We start from the raw sequence: 17,603 nt of genomic DNA, 5'->3' as shown, positions 1-17,603 counted from the left end.
CTGTCCATAATCCCCGCGCTCAGTCATTTGCGGGAGGGAGCATTTTTTTAAAGGCCTCGGTGAACTCGTCAAATTTAAACGGTTTCACCAGAAACACGGCCGGGCCGGGGGGCGCCATCGTCTCAAAAACAGCCCTGTCGCTCATAAGGGCCGATTCGAATATGACGGGAATGTCTTTAAACTCAGGGTCTTTTTTGAGTTCCGCCAGCGCGTGATACGCGTCCTCATCCGGCATTATCACATCCGTTATTATAAGGTCCGGCCGGACTTTGCGCGCAAGATCCGCGAGTTCCCCCGCGTTGGCGGCCTCAAGGATATTAAAATCCCCCAGCTCGTTGACCATGGCCTTGAGCACTTCCCTGATATAAGGCTCATCTTCGGCGATCAGGATGACTCTTTTTGACATTATTTAGCGGCTTTTTTACGCTCGCTTTTTTACGCTCGCTTTTTTTCTTATAAAGCCTCTTGTCAGCGGCATTGAGCAGTTCTTTCAGAGAAGCGCCGTCATCCGGATAAACGGCCGCGCCGAAAGATATGCCTATTGAGCTTTCCGCTTTTTCAAGAGCCTGGGTGGAAGCGCGTATCTTTTTTGTGATTTTCGCCGCCAGCTCCCGCGCTTCGGCAAGGCCCATCTGAGCCATGATCACAAACTCGTCGCCGCCGAACCTGAATACCTTTTCCGAAAATTTTCGCATGACCCTGGCGATCTCATAGAGCGCCGCGTCGCCGGCAAGATGGCCCAGCCTGTCATTGTATTTCTTGAATCCGTCCACATCAAAAAAAATGACCGCAAGTTTTTTCCCGCCGGCCTCTTCCTTCATACGGAGAAACCAGTAGTCCATCACATTTTTTCTGAAAACCCGCGTCAGCGAATCATAAGAGGCCTCAAACCAGATCTTCTTCATTTTGTTGATCTCGACGAAATTGACTCTTTTCAGCCGCCTGTCTATATTAAGGAAATAATCCAGCGCGGCAACGCGAAATCCCACATTCCTGGCGAGTTTTTCGCTCATCAGGTATTTGTGATCCAGTATGGCGCTCCAGAGCACCCTGGCCTCTTCCTCTTCCGTGCGCAGGCCCGTGAGATAATGTATTATGTGGGAAAAGAATTTCTCTTCCCTCGCTATGGCATCCAGCTCCGGCCCCAGAAGCTTTTTCTCGGGCGAATCGTCCTCCGAAAGGATCTCCAGCGCCTCTTCCTCAAAACCCTCTATGTTTTCTTTTTTATCCATTTCCTCAATCCCTCTTATTGATTTTTCGAGCTAATGTTACTACAATTTTTCAAATGTATCAATATAAAAAAATCTTCGGCGCTGTTTTTGCCGCCATAGCGCTCTCGGCAAATGTTTTCGCGGAAGAGCAGCCTGTGAAAAAAAATGTTCTTTCCGTCACTTATATAGATGTCGGCCAGGGAGACAGCATCCTCATTGAGACGCCGGAGGGGAAAAACATCCTCATTGACGCGGGAAACGGCCCCACGGAATGGAGCAGTTTTGACGCCGGAGCAGGCATTGTCGTGCCCTTCCTGAAAAAACTCGGGATCAAAAAACTGGACTATGTGATCATGTCTCACCCCCATAACGATCACATAGGCGGACTCCCGTCGGTACTGAAAGCTATACCGGTAGATACTTTTGTAGATCCCGGTTTTCAGTACAGTTCATATGTTTATGAAAATCTGCTTGAACTCGTGGAAGAAAAAGGATGCAAATATGTGGAGGCGCGCGCGGGTGACAAGATCAAGCTCGACAAATACTGCTATTTCAAAGTGTTCAATCCTCCCCGCGACAGATATTTCAGGGGCGGCTCCGAACCAAACGAAAATTCGCTGGTGCTGAAACTTGTCTATAAGGATGTATCCTTCCTTTTTACAGGAGACGGTGAAAAACAAACCGAAAGATTTATGGTGCAGAATTTCAAAAAAGAGCTCCTGTGCACGGTTCTGAAAGTGTCGCATCACGGCTCCACGTCTTCAACGACGCAGGAATTCATGGACTGGGCTGGGCCGCTTTACGCGGTTATATGCGTGGGGTCCAAAAACCGCTTCGGCCATCCGAAAAAAGCGACTTTGAAAAGACTGCAGGATTACGGCTGTAAAATATTCAGGACAGACCGTGACGGGAGCATACGCATTACCACTGACGGAAAAAGATACAGCACCGAGCTCCTGAAAGAAAGCAAAAAAAGCGGACAGAAGAGCAATGAATAAAATACTTATAAAGAACATTTTCCTGTGCGCCTGTATGGACGACGACTCCCGGGAACTTAAAGACTGCGATATACTGATAGAAGGCAACAGAATAAAGAGCATCGGGAAAAATATACAGGAGCCGGCGGACACAATCATCGACGGCAGATATAAAATAGCTCTTCCGGGATTTGTGAACACGCATCATCATTTCTACCAGACCTTGACCAGGGTACTGCCGCAGGTTTCGGACGCCAAGCTCTTTGACTGGCTGATATATCTTTACCGTATATGGGAACACCTCAGTCCCGAATGGGTGGAGGTATCAACAAAACTCGCCGTAGGGGAACTTTTCCTTTCGGGCTGCACCACCTCCCTGGATCATTATTATGTCTTCCCGCAAAGAAGTGAAAATCTGATAGATATTGAGATCGACACCGCGCGGTCACTCGGAGTGAGATTCCACCCGACAAGAGGCTCCATGTCGCTTTCGGTCAAAGACGGGGGCCTGCCGCCGGATTCAGTGGTACAGAAAGACGAAGAAATACTCAAAGACACCGAGCGGCTGATAAAAAAATATCACGATTATAACGACTTCGCTATGACAAGGATAGTGAACGCCCCCTGCTCTCCCTTTTCGGTTTCAACCGGCATTATGAAGGAAAGTATCAAATTCGCCCGTAAGCATAAGATACTCTCCCACACTCATCTGGCCGAGACTGTTGATGAAGAAAATTTCTGCAAGGAAAAATTCGGCGACACCCCCGTCAAATATATGGAACGGGTCGGCTGGCTGGGCGAGGATGTCCTTTTTGCCCACTGTGTGCATTTAAGTAATGACGATATGAAACTTCTGGGCGGCACGAAATCCTGCGTGGCGCACTGCCCGACTTCAAACCTGCGTCTCGGAAGCGGCATAGCGCCGATAAGAACGCTGATGGAAAACGGCGCCACCGTATCCATAGGCGTTGACGGTTCCGCGTCCAATGATTCCTCCAATATGCTGCTGGAGATCAGGAACGCCATGATGGTGGCCAGGGTCCGGACCGGCGTGGAATCAATGCCTGCGAGGGACGCTTTTTATATGGCAACCAGAGGCGGAGCCAAAGCCCTCGGGCGAAGCGATATAGGCGAACTCGCTCCGGGTAAGGCCGCCGACATAGCCCTGTTCAACTGCCGTGATATTTCTTTCGGAGGGACAGGCGATGCGCTCGCGGCACTTCTTTTCTGCGGCAGGGATTTCACCGCAAGCGACGTTATCTGCGACGGAAAGATAGTTGTGAAAAATAAACAATTACAGGTTTTTGACGAAAAGGAGATATGGGATGAAGCTGGAAAAATTTTTAGAAGAGATATCGCCCCTAATCTCTGATAAGGACACCCTCGCCGTCAACGCCAGTCCCCGCGAGACGGGAAACTGCAGAAAAATGGCCGCTCTGATAAATAAAGACATCCCCGGAAGTTCCGCCATGAACCTCAAAGATTTTGACATAAAGCCCTGCACGGGATGCCTCAAATGCGCGGCGGGCCCTTGTGCCCTGAGCGATGATTTCGGTAAATTCATCAACCTGATCAGAAACAGGCAGGCATTGATAATCATAAGCCCCGTGTTCTTCACCGCCGTCCCCGCACAGCTCAAGGCTCTTATAGACCGCTGTCAGGCTTACTGGTCAAACAATATAAAGCCCGTTAAAAACTGCGACGGCTATTTCGTCCTCATCGGCGAACAGTCAAAAGATTATCTTGACTGCGCCTCAAGGCCGGTGAGAGCTTGTTTTAATACGCTCGGCATCACTCACCGGGGCAGCTATTACATCCTCAACAATGAGATCTCCTGAAAACAAATCTTACAAAGACTGCTCTAAAAGCGGCATAGCCGCTAAACTGCCCGCTATTGATGTGTGGCGGAACACTTATAAAAAATACGAGATCGTCATAGAATATCCCGAGTTCAACACGATATGCCCTCTGGCGGGCCTGCCCGATCTTGGAACCCTTGTAATACGCTATGTACCGGACAAATACTGTATTGAGATGAAATCTCTGAAACTCTATCTCATCGCCTACCGGAACCTGGGAATTTTCCAGGAAAACGCCGTCAACAAAGTGCTGGGAGATATCGTCAAATATGTAAAACCAAAAACCGCGACGGTTGAAGCCATGTTCAACGCCCGTGGAGGCATGTCCTCAAAAATCACGGCGAAATACCCCCGCTGAGGAAAATTGGGAAAGCGGTATCGGTCTTTCAGTTATTGAGTTTGCCCGCTTTTCTTAACTATCCTCTATCGTTTTTCTCCGCTTCTGCCTGTGATAGGCGACCGCAAAGCGGTGCGCCTCGTCCCTCACATACATAAGTAAACGCAGGGCCGGGGAATCTTTCGCCAGCTTCAGCGTCTTGCCGTTTTTTCTGTATATGATCTCCTCGCGCTTGGCGAGGCCTATCAGTTCAATATTTTTGTTTATTTTTTTCATGCTCTCAAGGGCGGCATTTAACTGACCTTCACCGCCATCTATGAGCACAAGATCCGCGCTCTCTTTGCGGAAGCGCCTCGCGACGGCCTCTCTTATCATCGCGCAATCGTCTATCCCCTTCGTGCGCATGGCATATTTCCGGTAGGATGATTTATCCGGCAGGCCGTTTACGAAACGCACGGCGGAGGCCACCGTGCTTGAACCCTGTATGTGCGATATGTCCATACCGTCTATCGTTTCCGGAATACATCGCAGGCCCAGCAAGCCCTTGATCTGCCGCAGCGCCTGCACCGGCCGGAACAAATATTTTTCAGCATCGGCGGCGGTGATATCGACCCTCTCCTGCACTTCTGTGAAGGCGTCAATGGTTTTGCGGATACGCAGAGCCTCTTCATAATCTGTTTCAACAGAGGCCTTTTTCATCTTTCCCCGCAGTTCGTTTATCAGGATCTTCTTTTCTCCTTTCAGAAAACTTATTACCCCTTTAACTCTGCGCATATAATCCTTAACCTGTATTTTACCGCAGCAGGGCGCGGGACATTTCTCAATGTGAAAATATATACAGCTTTCCGCCCGGCCGATACGGAAAATCCTCTCGTACTGCTGCCTTGTGCAGACAGGCAGGCCGAATATTCTTAACAGCCGGCGCATTGACAATTTCAAAGATGACGCGTCGGGATAAGGCCCGAAGCAATTGGCTGTTTTTCTCCCGCGGCTGTATAAAAACCTCGGATATCTTTCATCGGTCACGCAAACATAAGGATAATTTTTATCGTCGGCCAGAACGACATTGTACTTCGGCCTTAAAAGTTTTATGAGTTTCTCTTCCAGGATAAGCGCTTCTTTGACGCTTGAGACAGTTATGAATTCAACCCGGCGGGCGGCGGCCATGAGGTGGAATGTCTTGTTTGTTATTCCGCTCTTGAAATAAGACGATACCCTCTTTTTAAGATCGGCGGCCTTCCCGACATAAAGGATTTTATCTTTTGCGCCCTTGAAAATATACACCCCCGGCGAAGAGGGTATGTTTTTTATTTTCGCTTCGCGGACTGCTGATTTGGATGTTTTGATTTGATTACTGCACTCCGGCTATATCAACGAGCTCAGGCGCTATTTCCTCAACAAGTTCTTTGGAAGTCTTGGACCTGGCTCTCTCAAAATTTATCTGTACGCCTGTTTTTGATTTTTCAAACGCCGCCAGAAGTTTCCGGGTTTTTAATTCCACGACTTTCATGTCCGCCTGGGACGTCACGCTTTTAAGATTATAAACATCACCGTTATCAATGACTTTGACGCGCCCGACAATCAAATTATCCATGCCCTGGGTAGTGAGAAAACCGTAAAATTCCTCGTTCTCAAAATTGTCAAAGCTCACGCCCGCAGCGATATCTGAAAAAGCCCGCACGCTTATTCCCGCGGCGGTGAGCTGTTTGGAGAGCGCCGTTTCAAAAGAAGTCTCTCTTTTACCCTTGTCGTCCCAGACGACCAGCGCGAATTTGCTCCCCCCGAAATCCGCCGCTTTAAGGGTCAATGAAACCACAAGGCCTTTCAATATCCCTTCTATAAATTGCAAATCCGAATCGTCCATATAAGCGTTTTGGAGCGGCACCGTGAACTGCTCGGCCATGGGCCTGATTTTAAGCCTGGTTATACCCCCTGCGAATTTTATCTTTGCTATCGGGAAAACGGCTAACCCGTCCTCGTCCGTGCTTTTGGGCGAATCAACTTCGCCCTCACCCGTGTCAAAAGAAGCAAGCATCCTCACCCCGGAGACGGCTTTCCTTTTCCCGTCCATTTTCGCGATAAGCCGGACAGAGGGTTTTTTCCCCTGGGCGCTGGCAACTTCCGTCTCAAGGGAATTGAGCAGTTTCTTTATTCTGTTGAGAAGAAGGGAGTATTGTGAAATGCCGGGCTGGTCGGCGAGCATTGTGAACATTCTCGCGTCTTCCTCGAACGACGCCAATATCTTACCCTCTTTCAGCATGATGTCAGACTCTTTCATTTTCCTGTCGGCCTCGCGCCGGTTTTGTGCCTGCTGATCCTGAATGCGCTGCCTTTCTTTTTTTATCTCGCTCTCCGAATATCTCAACAGCAGATACACATCAAAAAAACGCCTGTCTCCATCGCGGTACTCTTCGGTGTGCATTTCCTGGATTTTGTGGTCCTGCAACTTGGCCTGGCCGGTCTCCCTGTATTTATCCACCATCTTCGTGATCGCCTCATTGCCGCTTATCTCTTTATCCAGGCGCATCTTGGTACCCACAGTGATTCCTATCGTGGTCAGCACCTGTTTCATCGCCTCTTCCAGGGCGCTCTGCAGGGCTACGCCCCTGTCTTCCTGATTCTGCGAGATGCCGACGTAATAATAATAACCGGGCTTTTCCGGGGGTTTTGATACCCACGCGGGTTTTTTCCGGCCGGCCTTCCATGCCTGATCCGATCTGACACACCCCGATCCGTTTAATATACAAATGACCGCCAGAGTCAAAACCGCGAAACGCCTGTTTATCATAAATAGCCCCCTCATTGCTTAAACTTTTCTAAACTCTTTTTGTATTCTATTAAATATTTTTCATTGAGGGAAAGCCCCCATGCGTCCCTGACTATATCCTCGGTGAGAGGAAAAAATTTGTTTTCATATTCGGCGCTCCCTCCGGATAGACGCATTGTCAGCTCCCCCACATAGCGGGCGGCGGCGCCCGCCTGCACGATGAGCGGCTTGCCCTTCTTACAGGTCAGAGTCTGGGTGTGCCCGGAAAAAATAACGTCTATCCCCTTAACCGCGGCGGCGATCTCCTCCACCTCTTTTTCTCCGGCGTGCACCAGCGCGAAAACATAATCGCATTTTTCCCGCATTATAGGGACGATTTCGGCGAGCGCTTCCCTCGGCGGCGCTGTGATCTTCAGGCGCTCTTTTATTTTTTGCGGGTAAAACAGAAAACAGGATTCCGAAGTAACGCCCGTTATCCCTATTTTCACGCCCTTCACTTCTTTGATTATGTAGGGTTTGCCGAACACCGAGCAGCTTTTTTCATCGCAGAGCTGCATATTGGCATTCACAATGGGCAGTTCATGTTCTGACAAAATACTTTGAAAAGCCTCCGCCCCCGCGCGGAATTCCTGATCGCCCACGCACACGGCGTCATAATCCAGTTTGGCCATTATCCCGGCCACATAGCGGTTTTTTATCTGTTCGTTATTGGGAGAAAAAAAGTCCCCCGCCGAAATCTTAATATCGGGAGCGGCTATCTTTTGAAAAAAAGTCAGCCTCCTCACCAGCCCCCCGTAGGGATTGGTCGGGCAATCGCAGGATTCTATGATGCCGTTGGCGCTGTTCGTGTAAAGTATCCTTATCGTTTTCACCGTGCCGGTTGACGCCGAAGCGGCTTTATCTATTTCCATGGACAGCACTTTCACCAGGCCTTCCTGATAACCCTTGAATATTTTTGTCACCCTGCCGTTTCTATCCGTGACAAATGTGCGGGGAATGTTCTTGAAGGACCCCGTAACTACGGAACACTGTTTCGCCAGATCCGCCGATTCATCATAGAGCACAGGCTGGGTGATCCCCCATTCCTTTATACATTTTTTGACCGTCTCCCTGTCTTCCCCGACAGAAACCATGAAAAATCTCACGCCTTTATCGGCGGCATACTTTTTCTCCGTCGCCAGGAGCGAGGGCAGTTCTTTCCGGCAGGGGGCGCAGTTGGAATCAAAGAAAGAAAATACGAGCGCGGAAGCATTCTCCAGAAGACCTGACAGCATGTAAAAATTTCCGTCCGAGGCGGGCAGACCGAAATTAGGCATGTTCTCACCTTCCTGAAAAGCGGAAAGGGAATTGCTCAGCAGCAGCAACGCGCAGGCCGCAAGTATTTTTTTCACAGCGCTTCCGCCTGCCTTGCCGGCGGGCAGGCCTGACTGCCGGACAGGCAGGGATTTCACCACATTCAACATAATACCCCCTTTATTATCCGCCCATCGCGAAAAAGAAAAGATAGGCCGCGAAAGACCCGAAAAGAAAAGCGTTCAAAAGTTTCGCCGCGACAACATGCTTTTTGAGAAAAGTTATCATACCGACGGACGACATCCCTGCGAAAACAAAAACAAAAACAGCCAGCAGCGGCAGCGTAAAAAGAACCGAGTAAAGAAAAAGCGAGAACACCGCCTGAGCGCGATAGGTTGTGGCTGACACCACATAGGCTATTGTCGGCAGATATATCTGCCCCGTGCAAACAAACTCAAAAGATGAAACAATGCCCCCTATCAAAAAAGCGTAGAGAAAAGTCGTCCCCCGGCCGAGCATCTTCGAACTGACCCTGCGCATCCGATCCCTGACGGCGTCCGGCACCTTAAGAGCCGCTTCGCCGCCCTGGCGAAAAACAACGGCATCCCGGACGCTCAAAACCGCCAGAACAAAGGTCAGCGCGGCCATTAAAAAATAAAACACCCTGCCGGCCGCTTTCATAAGCGCCAGTTCTCTAGCGATCTCAAGCAGACCCAGGCCGAAGAGAAAATACAGGACTCCGACACCAAAGCAATATCCGGCGCCGAAAACAATAATTTCCCTTTTCGGCTTTTTCATCACAAAGCTCATATAGGAGATCAGAAAAATTATTCCCGCGAAAGCGCAGGGGTTCACCCCGTCGATAAGAGCCGCTGCCGCCACCGGAAGAAACTTCAATTTGCCGTATTTGTCCAGGATCGCCGCCCGGCCGGCATTCGTGTCAAACACAATCGTATCAGGCGGATAACTGCTGAATTGAGCGAGAGCCGCTTCGGCTCCGGAAATTATTTCATCCGAGCCGGCGAGAAGAACTCCGCCGACAGCGAGTACAGGAAATCTGTCTTTTTTGACATCCAAGTTTTTTTCAAGCTGGGCCATAAATTCAAAGTTCCGCCGTTCCGATATAAGCAGTTTCCTGAGACGGAAAGAATATTCGCTTTCGAGCTTCTCAAGTTCCCTGATGATCCGGCCGCATTTGGCGCAATTCTCGTCATAAAAAAAATAGATATCAAAACCCGGCTCCACATCTACGCTGATGAAGTAATTGATGAAATCCCCGGCGCTCGTCTCAAAATACACGCTGTGGCGGACCGCCCCTTCTTCGCCTTCGGGATTGAATATTATCCGAAGCGTCGCCGACTCGCCGGGAAGGAGGGAAAATGTCTTCGGATAAACGCTAACGCACTCGCAGGAAACCCGGGTCAGCAGCTCAACGCTTTCCTGCGCGTCATTTATCACCGTCACTTTTTTTTCAATTTGACGGGTGAGATCTATTTTTCCGGCTTCCCACGATATGCTGTCAAATTTTATAGCCCGCGCGGGAGATAAGAACAGCAGAAAAAACACCCCCGTAAAAAGTACCCGCAGGGTCAATTTATTCGCGGGGGGATTTGTGAATATCCTTTTCAGTCGTTTGATATGCACCTGTAGCAGAAGCGCGCGTAAGGGATCAGTTTGAGTCTTTTGAGCGATATTGCCATACCGCACGTTTCACAAATGCCGAAGTTTTTAAGCTGCGCTTTTTTCAGAGCGTTATCAATTTCGTCCAGCCGCTGGATGAGCCTGTCCACCCTTTCAAAAAGTATGTCCCTTTCGGCGGAGGCCACGGCATTGTCTATCTCATCATTGACCGAGCCCATCCACTCGTCACGCTTGGCTTTCTCGACACGCTCCTGCACGAACAGTTTTTCCTCTTTCAGCTGCGACACTATTACGGTGAGATGCTTGTGCCTCAGCGCCTTTTCTTTGGGCGAGGGCTGTTTGATCTTTTTAACAGCCTCCTTTTTTACAGCCGCTGATTTCTTTTTTCCGCCAGAGGCAGATCCGCCACGGCAGACGGAGCGCTTCGCAGGGCTCAGCTTCGCAACGGGTTTCTTCGCCGGGGCCGGCTTTTTCTTTTTGATTTTTTTCATTATGTTCTCCTAATCTCTCACACTTCTATAACCGAGATCGATTCTAACTTATTTTTGGTCTTTTTTCCAGACCTGAAAACCGACCATTTGAAGCGGTCTATCATTTCAAGGTATTCTATGACTTCCGCGGTGATCCTTTCTCCCGGCAGGAGCACCGGTATGCCGGGGGGATAGGGGGCGATGGTCTCGGCGCATATCTGGCCTTCCGACTCGTCAAGGGGTATCTTTTTTTTCTGGTAACGCGTATACACCTCGCGCGGAGTCAAAACAATTTCGGCGGGCGTTTCGGGGAAACGGAAACCCGTGAACTTGATCGGCCTTTTCTGAGGCAGGTTTTTGAGAGCCGCTGTCAGCGCTGATATATCTCCTCTTGTATTGCCCAACCCCAGTGTCGCTATCACATTGAGGGGATTCGCGCAATCTATTCCTATGCCCGCTTTCATAAGATGTTTCTGAATAAAAAAACCCGTCAGCCCCCGATCCCTGAAATCAATCGTCACCTTGCTCGTGTCCATTCTGTATCCTTCCGGCAGATCGGAAGAATCCATGGCGTAACCCAGGGGCATCTTCCTTATGTTCGATATGGCAAGATTGCCCAGCGCGAGCATCTTCTCCACCATTTTCAGGCCTTTGCGCTTCAGCATCAGCGAACAGTAATCCAGAGTCATGAGCATGGGATAGAAAGGCGAGGTCGTGGTTAGAAGCGAAACAGCTTTTACAACGGTTTCCACATTGATATTACCCGAGCAGATATGCATGACGGAACCCTGTGAAAAAACAGGCAGTATCTTATGGAAACTGTGTATGACGCAATCGGCGTAATTAACGGCCGAAAGAGTTTTATCCTCACTGAAAAAAAGATGCGGCCCCCACGCCTCATCCACAATAAGGAGTTTTTTATGCTTTCTGCACACCTTCGCTATGTTTTCTATATCCGTGATAATGCCGTGATATGTAGGGGAGGTGACGAACACGCCCTTCACCTCCGGATACGAATTGAGATATTTTTCCACCTCCTCCGAATTAACCTCGCAGGTGATGCCGTTTTTAAGGATCCTGGGATTCATCCAGACCGGATACACCCCTGAAAGTATGCAGGCGCCTATGACGGATTTATGGCTGTTGCGGGATATGAGCACCGAGTCGCCGTCGCGAAAAAGGGATATGAACGCGGCGAGATTCCCCGTGGTGGAACCATTGACGAGCAGAAAACTTTTTTTCACCTCATAGAGATCGCTGATCCGGCGCGCGGTTTCAAGCAGCGGGCCCGACGGATTGTGTATTGAATCCACAAAAGGCGTCGCCGTTATATCAAGCGAAAACAGATTGTTTTTTATGTGATTCCGGAATTGCGCGTCAAAAGCCCTGCCCGCCTTGTGTCCGGGAGTGTGGAACGAATGTTTTTCAGTCGCGATGTACTTTTTCATCGCGGCTAAAAAAGTGATCTCTCCTGTGGCCATTTATTTAAAAAAATATACCGGCTTACGCTCTGTAATTATCTTTCCGCTGTTCAGGCCTTTTTTAAAAAACTCGGGGTTCTTTCCCAGTGCATCCAGCAGCTGGGAGTTAAGCGTGTCAAACGGCCCTGACGCGTGGCGGCGGATTTTATCCCACGCTTTTTTCCCCGCTGGAAAGCGGCGGTCCGAGGCCGCGATAAAAGCCCACGGCACGTCAAAAGACGGCACAAACATCTGATAGGACATAAGATGTTTAAACGCCTTCCTTAATGTGGCATATAGCGCGAAATGAAAATCGGAATCCACGGATGAAGCGCCGCCGCCCTGAGTAACAAGAATGCCGCCCTTCGCAAGGCGCTTTTTTAATATCTTAAAAAATTCAAGCGTATAAAGCTTAAAGGCGGGGCCGCCTTTAAGAGGACAGGGAAGATCCATAATTATCATATCCCATTCATCGGATGAATTCTTTATGTAGGAATATGCGTCGGCGTAAACCACTTCGGCGCGCGGATCGCGAAAAGAACCTCTGTGCCAGGGCTCGAGGTATTTTTTGCAAAACTCCACCGTCTCGCCGTCGATATCGACCATCACAACTTTACTGACACTCTTCCACCTCAGCACCTCCCGGAGCGTAGCGCCTTCGCCTCCTCCGAGTATGATGACGTTTTCCGGCTTGACCGCGCAAAAGCCCGCGGCGGGATGGACAAGAAGCTCATGATATATTTTTTCATCCGATAACGCTGATTGTATTTCACCGTCAAGAACAAGGCACCGGCCGAAACTGTAAGTATCCACTATAGCCATATCCTGGAATTTGGTGCGTTTCTTTCTTACTACTTTTTTGAATTTATGAAGATGTATTTCGTAAGGACTGAATTTTTCTTTGAGCCACTCAGTCACAGACCTGATCCTTATAATTCTGCTGCAGGTCAAAATCGCTGTCGGCCTCAAAAATACCGCGCTTCAACTCTGTCACGGTGTGTTTTTTCGACTGAAAAGCGTCCTTCAGGTAGTTAAAGGCCTTCCACGGATCAGCTTTATCCCCGCATGTGTATATATCTATGGAGGCCAGCGAGAGTTCGCTCCATGTGTGAATGGCCAGATGCGACTCCGCTATTATCACCGCCCCCGAAACGCCGTGAGGAATAAAAGTGTGAAAAACGGAATTGAGAACCGTGGCATTCGCCGCGCGGGCGGCGTTATTCATAAACTCCTGCACTATGGAAACGTCATCAAGATATTCGCTGTTGCATCCCCACAGCTCGGCAACAATGTGCCGTCCGACATTTTTCTGAGTTTTGCCCATTTCTCACCCCCTTCATTCGCGCGAGTTACATAACGCGTAAAACAGAGTAAAAATAAAAAATAAATGACCATTTTGTCAATGACCTAATTCCGCCGAAACACCGGCGCGGCGATTTTCCGCTTTACAAAACTCCGGCGCATTTGATATTATAGCAACGTATAGCTGTACGCGAAAAGGGGGAATAGACGATGTCTAAAAAAATAAGTTTGTGTTCTCTGGTGTTAGTGCTGATCCTTGCATCCGGCGCATCCGGGGCCGAAATGGAGACAGTTTTCAAGGTTTACACCGTTAAAAAAGGCGACACCTTATTTAAGATTGCCGATCATTTCTACGGCGAGGGAGAACGCTGGAAGAACATATGGGACTTTAACAAATACATTAAGAAATCGCGCTGGATCTTTCCGGGAGACGAGATCATCATTCCCATTGAGCGTGAAAAGAAAATAGCCGCCACACCGGTTGAGCCGGCCAAAGAAACAAAAGAAGAAGATGAAAACTTTGATATGTTTATCGCTCCTTACAATGAGAACGCCGCGGTGCCGCTGGACTTCAAATATGCCGGCAAAATCTCGGCTTTTACGGAAGACATAGCTATCCATGCCCAGCGGTCAAAAGTGGTCATTGACGCGGGAAAGAAAGACGGGGTAAAGGCCAACGACATTTTTGATATTTACCGGGCGAGCAAAAAAATACATCACCCGGAAACCAAAAAAATCATGGGAGTGCTTATACGGCGCATCGGCATACTGACAGTAAGCGACGACATACAGGATAAATCCTGCATTGCCACAGTCAAATACTCCAAGGGGCCTGTCCAAATAGGCGACTTCGTGAGACTCTCAAAAGATAAGTGAGCCGGAAAAATTTCGCGATCGTCATCAAAGAAGCGTTAAAAGACTCGGGGCTCTCGCTGCGCTCTTTCGCTAAACAATGCTCCGTCGACAGTTCTTACCTTTCTAAAGTGCTGAAAGGCAAACGGAACCCTCCCGCGGAGGAGGCGGCGATAGACAAGATCGCGGAGTTTATAAAGATGCCTCCTGAACGGCTGATGTTTATTTGCGGGAGAATACCGTCAAGGCTGCAGAATATTTTTCTTCGTGACGATATTTTTGAAATACTTGAAAAACTGCCGCGGGCGATTCCCCGTCCGATAAAAAAAACCCGCGAGCCGGGGCCTTCTCCCCAAAAACCTGTTTACAAAAGACAGGATATACCCGACGAGATACTTTAATATTTAGCTATTCCGGTTCCCGGAAAATATAACCTGAGTATTTTTTTGTAATCCCAGCCCTTTTCGGCGAGCTCTTTCGCGCCCCACTGGGACATTCCCACGCCGTGTCCCCAGCCGGCGCCTGTGAAAACAACGCTTTTCCTGCCGTTGATGATTTTATTAATTTTTGTGCTCTTGATATTCCGGCCGCCGAGCATAGTTCTGAATTTCCCGGATTTTATTTCCGTCTTGCCGGATGCGGAATATACCATGAAATTTTTAACTCTGCCCGACGGGGTTTTATTCTTGATGACAACGCGTTTTATCACACCTGTTTTATACCCGTTTTTTTCAAAGACACGCGATATATCTTCAAAACTCGTCTCATATTCCCATGAGGAATAGGGCGTGTCTTTTCTGACCGGTTCCCTTTTTCCTTTAAGATAGGGCGGGGGCGAAGACGAGCCCCACACGAACTCAGGGCTTTCTGTGTGGCCCGCGGCGTCTGCGTGAAAGTAAACCCTCGCTATGTCGCCCCTGTATTTAATAACCTCTCCCGCCGTAGCGCGGACAGCTTCGGAAGTCGAACCCTGCTCACAATCAAGTCCGCCGTAAACCTGGGAATTTTCACAAGCGGTGAGATCGTATCCCTGTTTGGAGAATCTTCCGAGATTGGCCATTATGTAAGTCCTTGAAACAACCGCCTGGGCTTTTAAAGCCTCCTCATCCCATGAGGGGGAAAGCTCTCTAGGCAAAACGCCGCAAAGATAACTTTCAACACCTATTTCATTGATCGCCGACAAAAGAGAGGCCTCATTCTGCAATATTATGCTGTCCCTGAAGGCGCGGCCGTTCAACTTTACGCTTTCTCCGGCCGGTATGAGCCTCACCATAGCGCCGAACATTTCTCCCCTTATCTTTACGCCGCCGCCGGACGGCTCGGCCCTGTATGAACTGCCTTTGGGAAAAAGAACTCTGCGGCCCGTCTGCATATCCGCCGCCGTCATCCCGTCGGGAGAAGAAATATTCACGGATTTCTGATTGCGTTCTATCAATATCGTGATTATCTGCGGGTCACGGGCGCACAAAAATGCCGGCAAAAAATAGGCCGTTACAAAAAGAATGGGGACGGTTCTGATTCTTTTTATCGTGCCGAACCACGAGAAATTATGTCTCATGATAAAACCTTACCGGGCGGCCCGAAGCGCTCGGCTTCACTGAACACACAGCCGCAGTATTTTTGCCTGTACAACAAAATTTGCTTTGAAAGCCTCACGGACTCGGCATAATTTTTTCTGAAATCCCTGTAAACAAATTCAATTCCCGTAAGAGAAGCTATCCTCTCCCCCTCCCCCCTGATAAAATCATGATCCTGATAGGGGCTCAAAAGGAGAGTTGTCGTAAAAGACGGGAAAGCTTTTTCCCTCGCTGTCTGGGCGGTTTTCATGAGCCTGTCTTTTACACAGGCCCCGCAGCGGGAAGGCCCCGCTAAAACATCCCTCGCCCAGCGCTCAGTGTCATAGTCCGTATCAGAGATCATGGGAAAACCAAAATATGAAGCGGTAAAACCCGCCGCCATATATCGGCTGATGTATTCGGAGCGGGGATGTATATTGGGGTTATAAAAAAATCCGGTTATCTTTTTTTCTTTGCCCAGCGACGGATAGACCCCGCTCATACAGGGCCCGCAGCAGATATGAATGAGGCAATTAGAAGAGCTCGCCATCGCTGTTTTTTGAAAGCCCGAGTTTTTTCCGGGCTTTCATCGTAACCATACGCCCGGCTTTTGTTCTTTCTATATAACCTTCCTGTATGAGGTAAGGTTCGTATACATCGCTTATCGTGTCGGCATCCTCTCCCAGCGCCGCCTCAAGAGTTTTGAGGCCCGCCGGGCCGCCGTTGTAATTTTTTATAAGAACCGTCAGCAGCTTTCTGTCCATCTCGCACAAACCGTTTTTATCCACGCCGAAAACAGCCAGCGCTTCGTCGGCAGCGGCTGCTGAAACAATATCCTGCCCGTGCACCTGAGCCCAGTCCCTGACGCGGCGCAGGAGCCTGTTGGCTATACGCGGCGTGCCCCTGGACCTGGACGCTATCAGAAAACAAGCGTCCTTCTCTATCCTCACCCGCAGAATGCCGGCGGACCTTTCTATTATAAGGGATAGTTCCTCGCTCGGATAAAGGCCTATTCTCTCAACAATGCCGAACCTGTCCCTCAGGGCGCCGCCCAGAGAACCGCTCCGTGTCGTGGCGCCGATAAGCGTGAATTTCGGCAGCGGCAGCTGCATCGTTTTGGCCGACGGGCCCTCTCCTATGATTATATCAAGCCTGAAATCCTCCATCGCAGGATATAATGCCTCCTCAACGCTGGCTTTGAGCCTGTGTATCTCGTCTATAAAAAAAACGTCTCCCCGCGAGAAAATGCTGAGTATCGCGGCAAGATCGCCCACCTTGTCAAGAGCCGGTCCCGATGTGCATCTTATGTTAACGCCCATCTCTTTCGCCATAATATATGCTAGGGTCGTTTTACCCAGTCCGGGCGGACCGTGAAAAAGAAGATGGTCAAGCGGCTGCTCACGATGGCCCGCGGCTCGCAGGCATATATCAAGTTTCTTTTTGAGAGAGGCCTGCCCTATGAATTCACCCAGTTCCCGCGGGCGGAGGCTGTTGTCAAATTCCTTTTCCCCGAAGCCGGCAAAAGCTTTTATGCTTTTATCTTCGTTCATAAATCCGCTGTAAAGGCGTTTCTGTAATGCCTGACTTCGCCGCCGTTAAAAGATATCACATCAAATCTGAAAGCGTCGAAATCCCTGCCTTCTCTGTCCATAAAAACAGACGCTGTCCTGATGATTTTTTTCTGTTTGATTTTATTCACTTTGAGTTCCGGAGGCAGAAAATCTCCCGAGGAGGATTTTACCTCCACGAAACACAGTTCGTCTCCGTCGGCGGCGATGATGTCTATCTCGCCTGTTCGGGCCGTGTAATTCCTGTAAAGTATTTTAAGCCCCCGTTCTTCCAGAAAAGAACAGGCCTTACCCTCCGCGATATCCCCGG

20 protein-coding genes are annotated in these 17,603 nt (G+C 49.4%); 6 read left to right on the top strand and 14 right to left on the bottom strand.

What is annotated here, in order from left to right; translation table 11 throughout:
* Positions 1–19: 19 nt before the first annotated feature.
* Both FP827_09100 and FP827_09095 read right to left on the bottom strand, forming a co-directional pair.
* Complete coding sequence (locus tag FP827_09100; protein MBA3053221.1) at positions 20–406, bottom strand: response regulator; 387 nt, start codon at positions 404–406, stop codon at positions 20–22.
* On the bottom strand, positions 372–1,232 hold the full coding sequence (locus FP827_09095; GenBank protein MBA3053220.1) for a GGDEF domain-containing protein: 861 nt from the start codon (positions 1,230–1,232) through the stop codon (positions 372–374). Before FP827_09095 ends, FP827_09100 begins: the two co-directional genes overlap by 35 nt.
* 53 nt (positions 1,233–1,285) lie before the next feature.
* Between FP827_09095 and FP827_09090 the strand changes: the two genes are divergently transcribed.
* The 4 genes from FP827_09090 to queF are packed head-to-tail and all read left to right on the top strand — an operon-like array spanning position 1,286 to position 4,405.
* Positions 1,286–2,209: an MBL fold metallo-hydrolase gene (locus FP827_09090; protein ID MBA3053219.1), complete on the top strand. Its 924-nt coding sequence runs from the start codon at positions 1,286–1,288 to the stop codon at positions 2,207–2,209.
* Positions 2,202–3,560 carry an 8-oxoguanine deaminase gene (locus FP827_09085; GenBank protein MBA3053218.1) on the top strand — a complete coding sequence of 453 codons (1,359 nt, stop codon included), beginning with the start codon at positions 2,202–2,204 and terminating at the stop codon, positions 3,558–3,560. Before FP827_09090 ends, FP827_09085 begins: the two co-directional genes overlap by 8 nt.
* Complete coding sequence (locus FP827_09080) at positions 3,514–4,026, top strand: flavodoxin family protein (protein ID MBA3053217.1); 513 nt, start codon at positions 3,514–3,516, stop codon at positions 4,024–4,026. Before FP827_09085 ends, FP827_09080 begins: the two co-directional genes overlap by 47 nt.
* Positions 4,013–4,405, top strand: coding sequence for an NADPH-dependent 7-cyano-7-deazaguanine reductase QueF (gene queF, locus FP827_09075; GenBank protein MBA3053216.1), 393 nt, complete (start codon positions 4,013–4,015; stop codon positions 4,403–4,405). Before FP827_09080 ends, queF begins: the two co-directional genes overlap by 14 nt.
* Before the next feature lie 54 nt (positions 4,406–4,459).
* Here queF and FP827_09070 read toward each other — a convergent pair whose 3' ends face one another.
* The 8 genes from FP827_09070 to speD form a co-directional block, all read right to left on the bottom strand.
* Positions 4,460–5,668 (bottom strand): hypothetical protein, encoded by a 1,209-nt coding sequence (locus FP827_09070; GenBank protein ID MBA3053215.1) that lies wholly within the window; start codon positions 5,666–5,668, stop codon positions 4,460–4,462.
* 67 nt (positions 5,669–5,735) lie between these two features.
* Entirely contained in the window at positions 5,736–7,172 is a 1,437-nt protein-coding gene (locus FP827_09065; protein MBA3053214.1) for a hypothetical protein, read from the bottom strand.
* 11 nt (positions 7,173–7,183) lie between these two features.
* Complete coding sequence (locus FP827_09060; GenBank protein MBA3053213.1) at positions 7,184–8,614, bottom strand: redoxin domain-containing protein; 1,431 nt, start codon at positions 8,612–8,614, stop codon at positions 7,184–7,186.
* 13 nt (positions 8,615–8,627) lie between these two features.
* Positions 8,628–10,151 (bottom strand): DUF1573 domain-containing protein, encoded by a 1,524-nt coding sequence (locus FP827_09055; GenBank protein ID MBA3053212.1) that lies wholly within the window; start codon positions 10,149–10,151, stop codon positions 8,628–8,630.
* Positions 10,070–10,576, bottom strand: coding sequence for a TraR/DksA family transcriptional regulator (locus FP827_09050; GenBank protein ID MBA3053211.1), 507 nt, complete (start codon positions 10,574–10,576; stop codon positions 10,070–10,072). Before FP827_09050 ends, FP827_09055 begins: the two co-directional genes overlap by 82 nt.
* A 17-nt stretch (positions 10,577–10,593) precedes the next feature.
* Positions 10,594–12,036 (bottom strand): aminotransferase class I/II-fold pyridoxal phosphate-dependent enzyme, encoded by a 1,443-nt coding sequence (locus tag FP827_09045; protein MBA3053210.1) that lies wholly within the window; start codon positions 12,034–12,036, stop codon positions 10,594–10,596.
* Positions 12,037–12,984 (bottom strand): spermidine synthase, encoded by a 948-nt coding sequence (locus tag FP827_09040; protein ID MBA3053209.1) that lies wholly within the window; start codon positions 12,982–12,984, stop codon positions 12,037–12,039. It lies immediately after the preceding gene.
* Positions 12,926–13,339, bottom strand: coding sequence for an adenosylmethionine decarboxylase (speD, locus tag FP827_09035; GenBank protein MBA3053208.1), 414 nt, complete (start codon positions 13,337–13,339; stop codon positions 12,926–12,928). The genes FP827_09040 and speD overlap by 59 nt, the downstream gene beginning before the upstream one ends.
* Positions 13,340–13,527: 188 nt before the next feature.
* Here speD and FP827_09030 point away from each other — a divergent pair, with 188 nt between their 5' ends.
* Entirely contained in the window at positions 13,528–14,193 is a 666-nt protein-coding gene (locus FP827_09030) for a LysM peptidoglycan-binding domain-containing protein (GenBank protein ID MBA3053207.1), read from the top strand.
* The gene (locus FP827_09025; GenBank protein MBA3053206.1) at positions 14,190–14,570 is read left to right on the top strand and encodes a helix-turn-helix transcriptional regulator; all 381 of its coding nucleotides are present in this window, start codon (positions 14,190–14,192) and stop codon (positions 14,568–14,570) included. Before FP827_09030 ends, FP827_09025 begins: the two co-directional genes overlap by 4 nt.
* Here the strand turns inward: FP827_09025 and FP827_09020 are convergent.
* The 4 genes from FP827_09020 to FP827_09005 all read right to left on the bottom strand — a co-directional run.
* Entirely contained in the window at positions 14,567–15,727 is a 1,161-nt protein-coding gene (locus FP827_09020) for a SpoIID/LytB domain-containing protein (protein ID MBA3053205.1), read from the bottom strand. The genes FP827_09025 and FP827_09020 overlap by 4 nt on opposite strands.
* Positions 15,724–16,275: an epoxyqueuosine reductase QueH gene (locus tag FP827_09015; GenBank protein ID MBA3053204.1), complete on the bottom strand. Its 552-nt coding sequence runs from the start codon at positions 16,273–16,275 to the stop codon at positions 15,724–15,726. Before FP827_09015 ends, FP827_09020 begins: the two co-directional genes overlap by 4 nt.
* On the bottom strand, positions 16,259–17,275 hold the full coding sequence (gene ruvB, locus FP827_09010; protein ID MBA3053203.1) for a Holliday junction branch migration DNA helicase RuvB: 1,017 nt from the start codon (positions 17,273–17,275) through the stop codon (positions 16,259–16,261). The genes FP827_09015 and ruvB overlap by 17 nt, the downstream gene beginning before the upstream one ends.
* On the bottom strand, positions 17,272–17,603 hold a 332-nt coding region (locus tag FP827_09005), incomplete at its 5' end, for a YraN family protein (GenBank protein MBA3053202.1). The genes ruvB and FP827_09005, both read right to left, overlap by 4 nt.

Source organism: Candidatus Omnitrophota bacterium (genome assembly GCA_013791745.1).
Classification (GTDB): domain Bacteria; phylum CG03; class CG03; order CG03; family CG03; genus CG03.
The sequence above is the reverse complement of the archived record's forward strand: the minus strand, read 5'-3'. Positions and strand labels throughout refer to the sequence as shown.

What these genes read in the sequence shown, in the direction of transcription:
- FP827_09020 (MBA3053205.1), bottom strand. Translation starts at nt 15,727, where the DNA reads ATGAGACATAATTTCTCGTGGTTCGGCACGATAAAAAGAATCAGAACC.
- FP827_09050 (MBA3053211.1), bottom strand. Translation starts at nt 10,576, where the DNA reads ATGAAAAAAATCAAAAAGAAAAAGCCGGCCCCGGCGAAGAAACCCGTT.
- ruvB (MBA3053203.1), bottom strand. Translation starts at nt 17,275, where the DNA reads ATGAACGAAGATAAAAGCATAAAAGCTTTTGCCGGCTTCGGGGAAAAG.
- FP827_09060 (MBA3053213.1), bottom strand. Translation starts at nt 8,614, where the DNA reads ATGTTGAATGTGGTGAAATCCCTGCCTGTCCGGCAGTCAGGCCTGCCC.
- FP827_09030 (MBA3053207.1), top strand. Translation starts at nt 13,528, where the DNA reads ATGTCTAAAAAAATAAGTTTGTGTTCTCTGGTGTTAGTGCTGATCCTT.
- FP827_09045 (MBA3053210.1), bottom strand. Translation starts at nt 12,036, where the DNA reads ATGGCCACAGGAGAGATCACTTTTTTAGCCGCGATGAAAAAGTACATC.
- FP827_09100 (MBA3053221.1), bottom strand. Translation starts at nt 406, where the DNA reads ATGTCAAAAAGAGTCATCCTGATCGCCGAAGATGAGCCTTATATCAGG.
- FP827_09095 (MBA3053220.1), bottom strand. Translation starts at nt 1,232, where the DNA reads ATGGATAAAAAAGAAAACATAGAGGGTTTTGAGGAAGAGGCGCTGGAG.
- FP827_09085 (MBA3053218.1), top strand. Translation starts at nt 2,202, where the DNA reads ATGAATAAAATACTTATAAAGAACATTTTCCTGTGCGCCTGTATGGAC.
- FP827_09090 (MBA3053219.1), top strand. Translation starts at nt 1,286, where the DNA reads ATGTATCAATATAAAAAAATCTTCGGCGCTGTTTTTGCCGCCATAGCG.
- FP827_09065 (MBA3053214.1), bottom strand. Translation starts at nt 7,172, where the DNA reads ATGATAAACAGGCGTTTCGCGGTTTTGACTCTGGCGGTCATTTGTATA.
- queF (MBA3053216.1), top strand. Translation starts at nt 4,013, where the DNA reads ATGAGATCTCCTGAAAACAAATCTTACAAAGACTGCTCTAAAAGCGGC.
- speD (MBA3053208.1), bottom strand. Translation starts at nt 13,339, where the DNA reads ATGGGCAAAACTCAGAAAAATGTCGGACGGCACATTGTTGCCGAGCTG.
- FP827_09015 (MBA3053204.1), bottom strand. Translation starts at nt 16,275, where the DNA reads ATGGCGAGCTCTTCTAATTGCCTCATTCATATCTGCTGCGGGCCCTGT.
- FP827_09080 (MBA3053217.1), top strand. Translation starts at nt 3,514, where the DNA reads ATGAAGCTGGAAAAATTTTTAGAAGAGATATCGCCCCTAATCTCTGAT.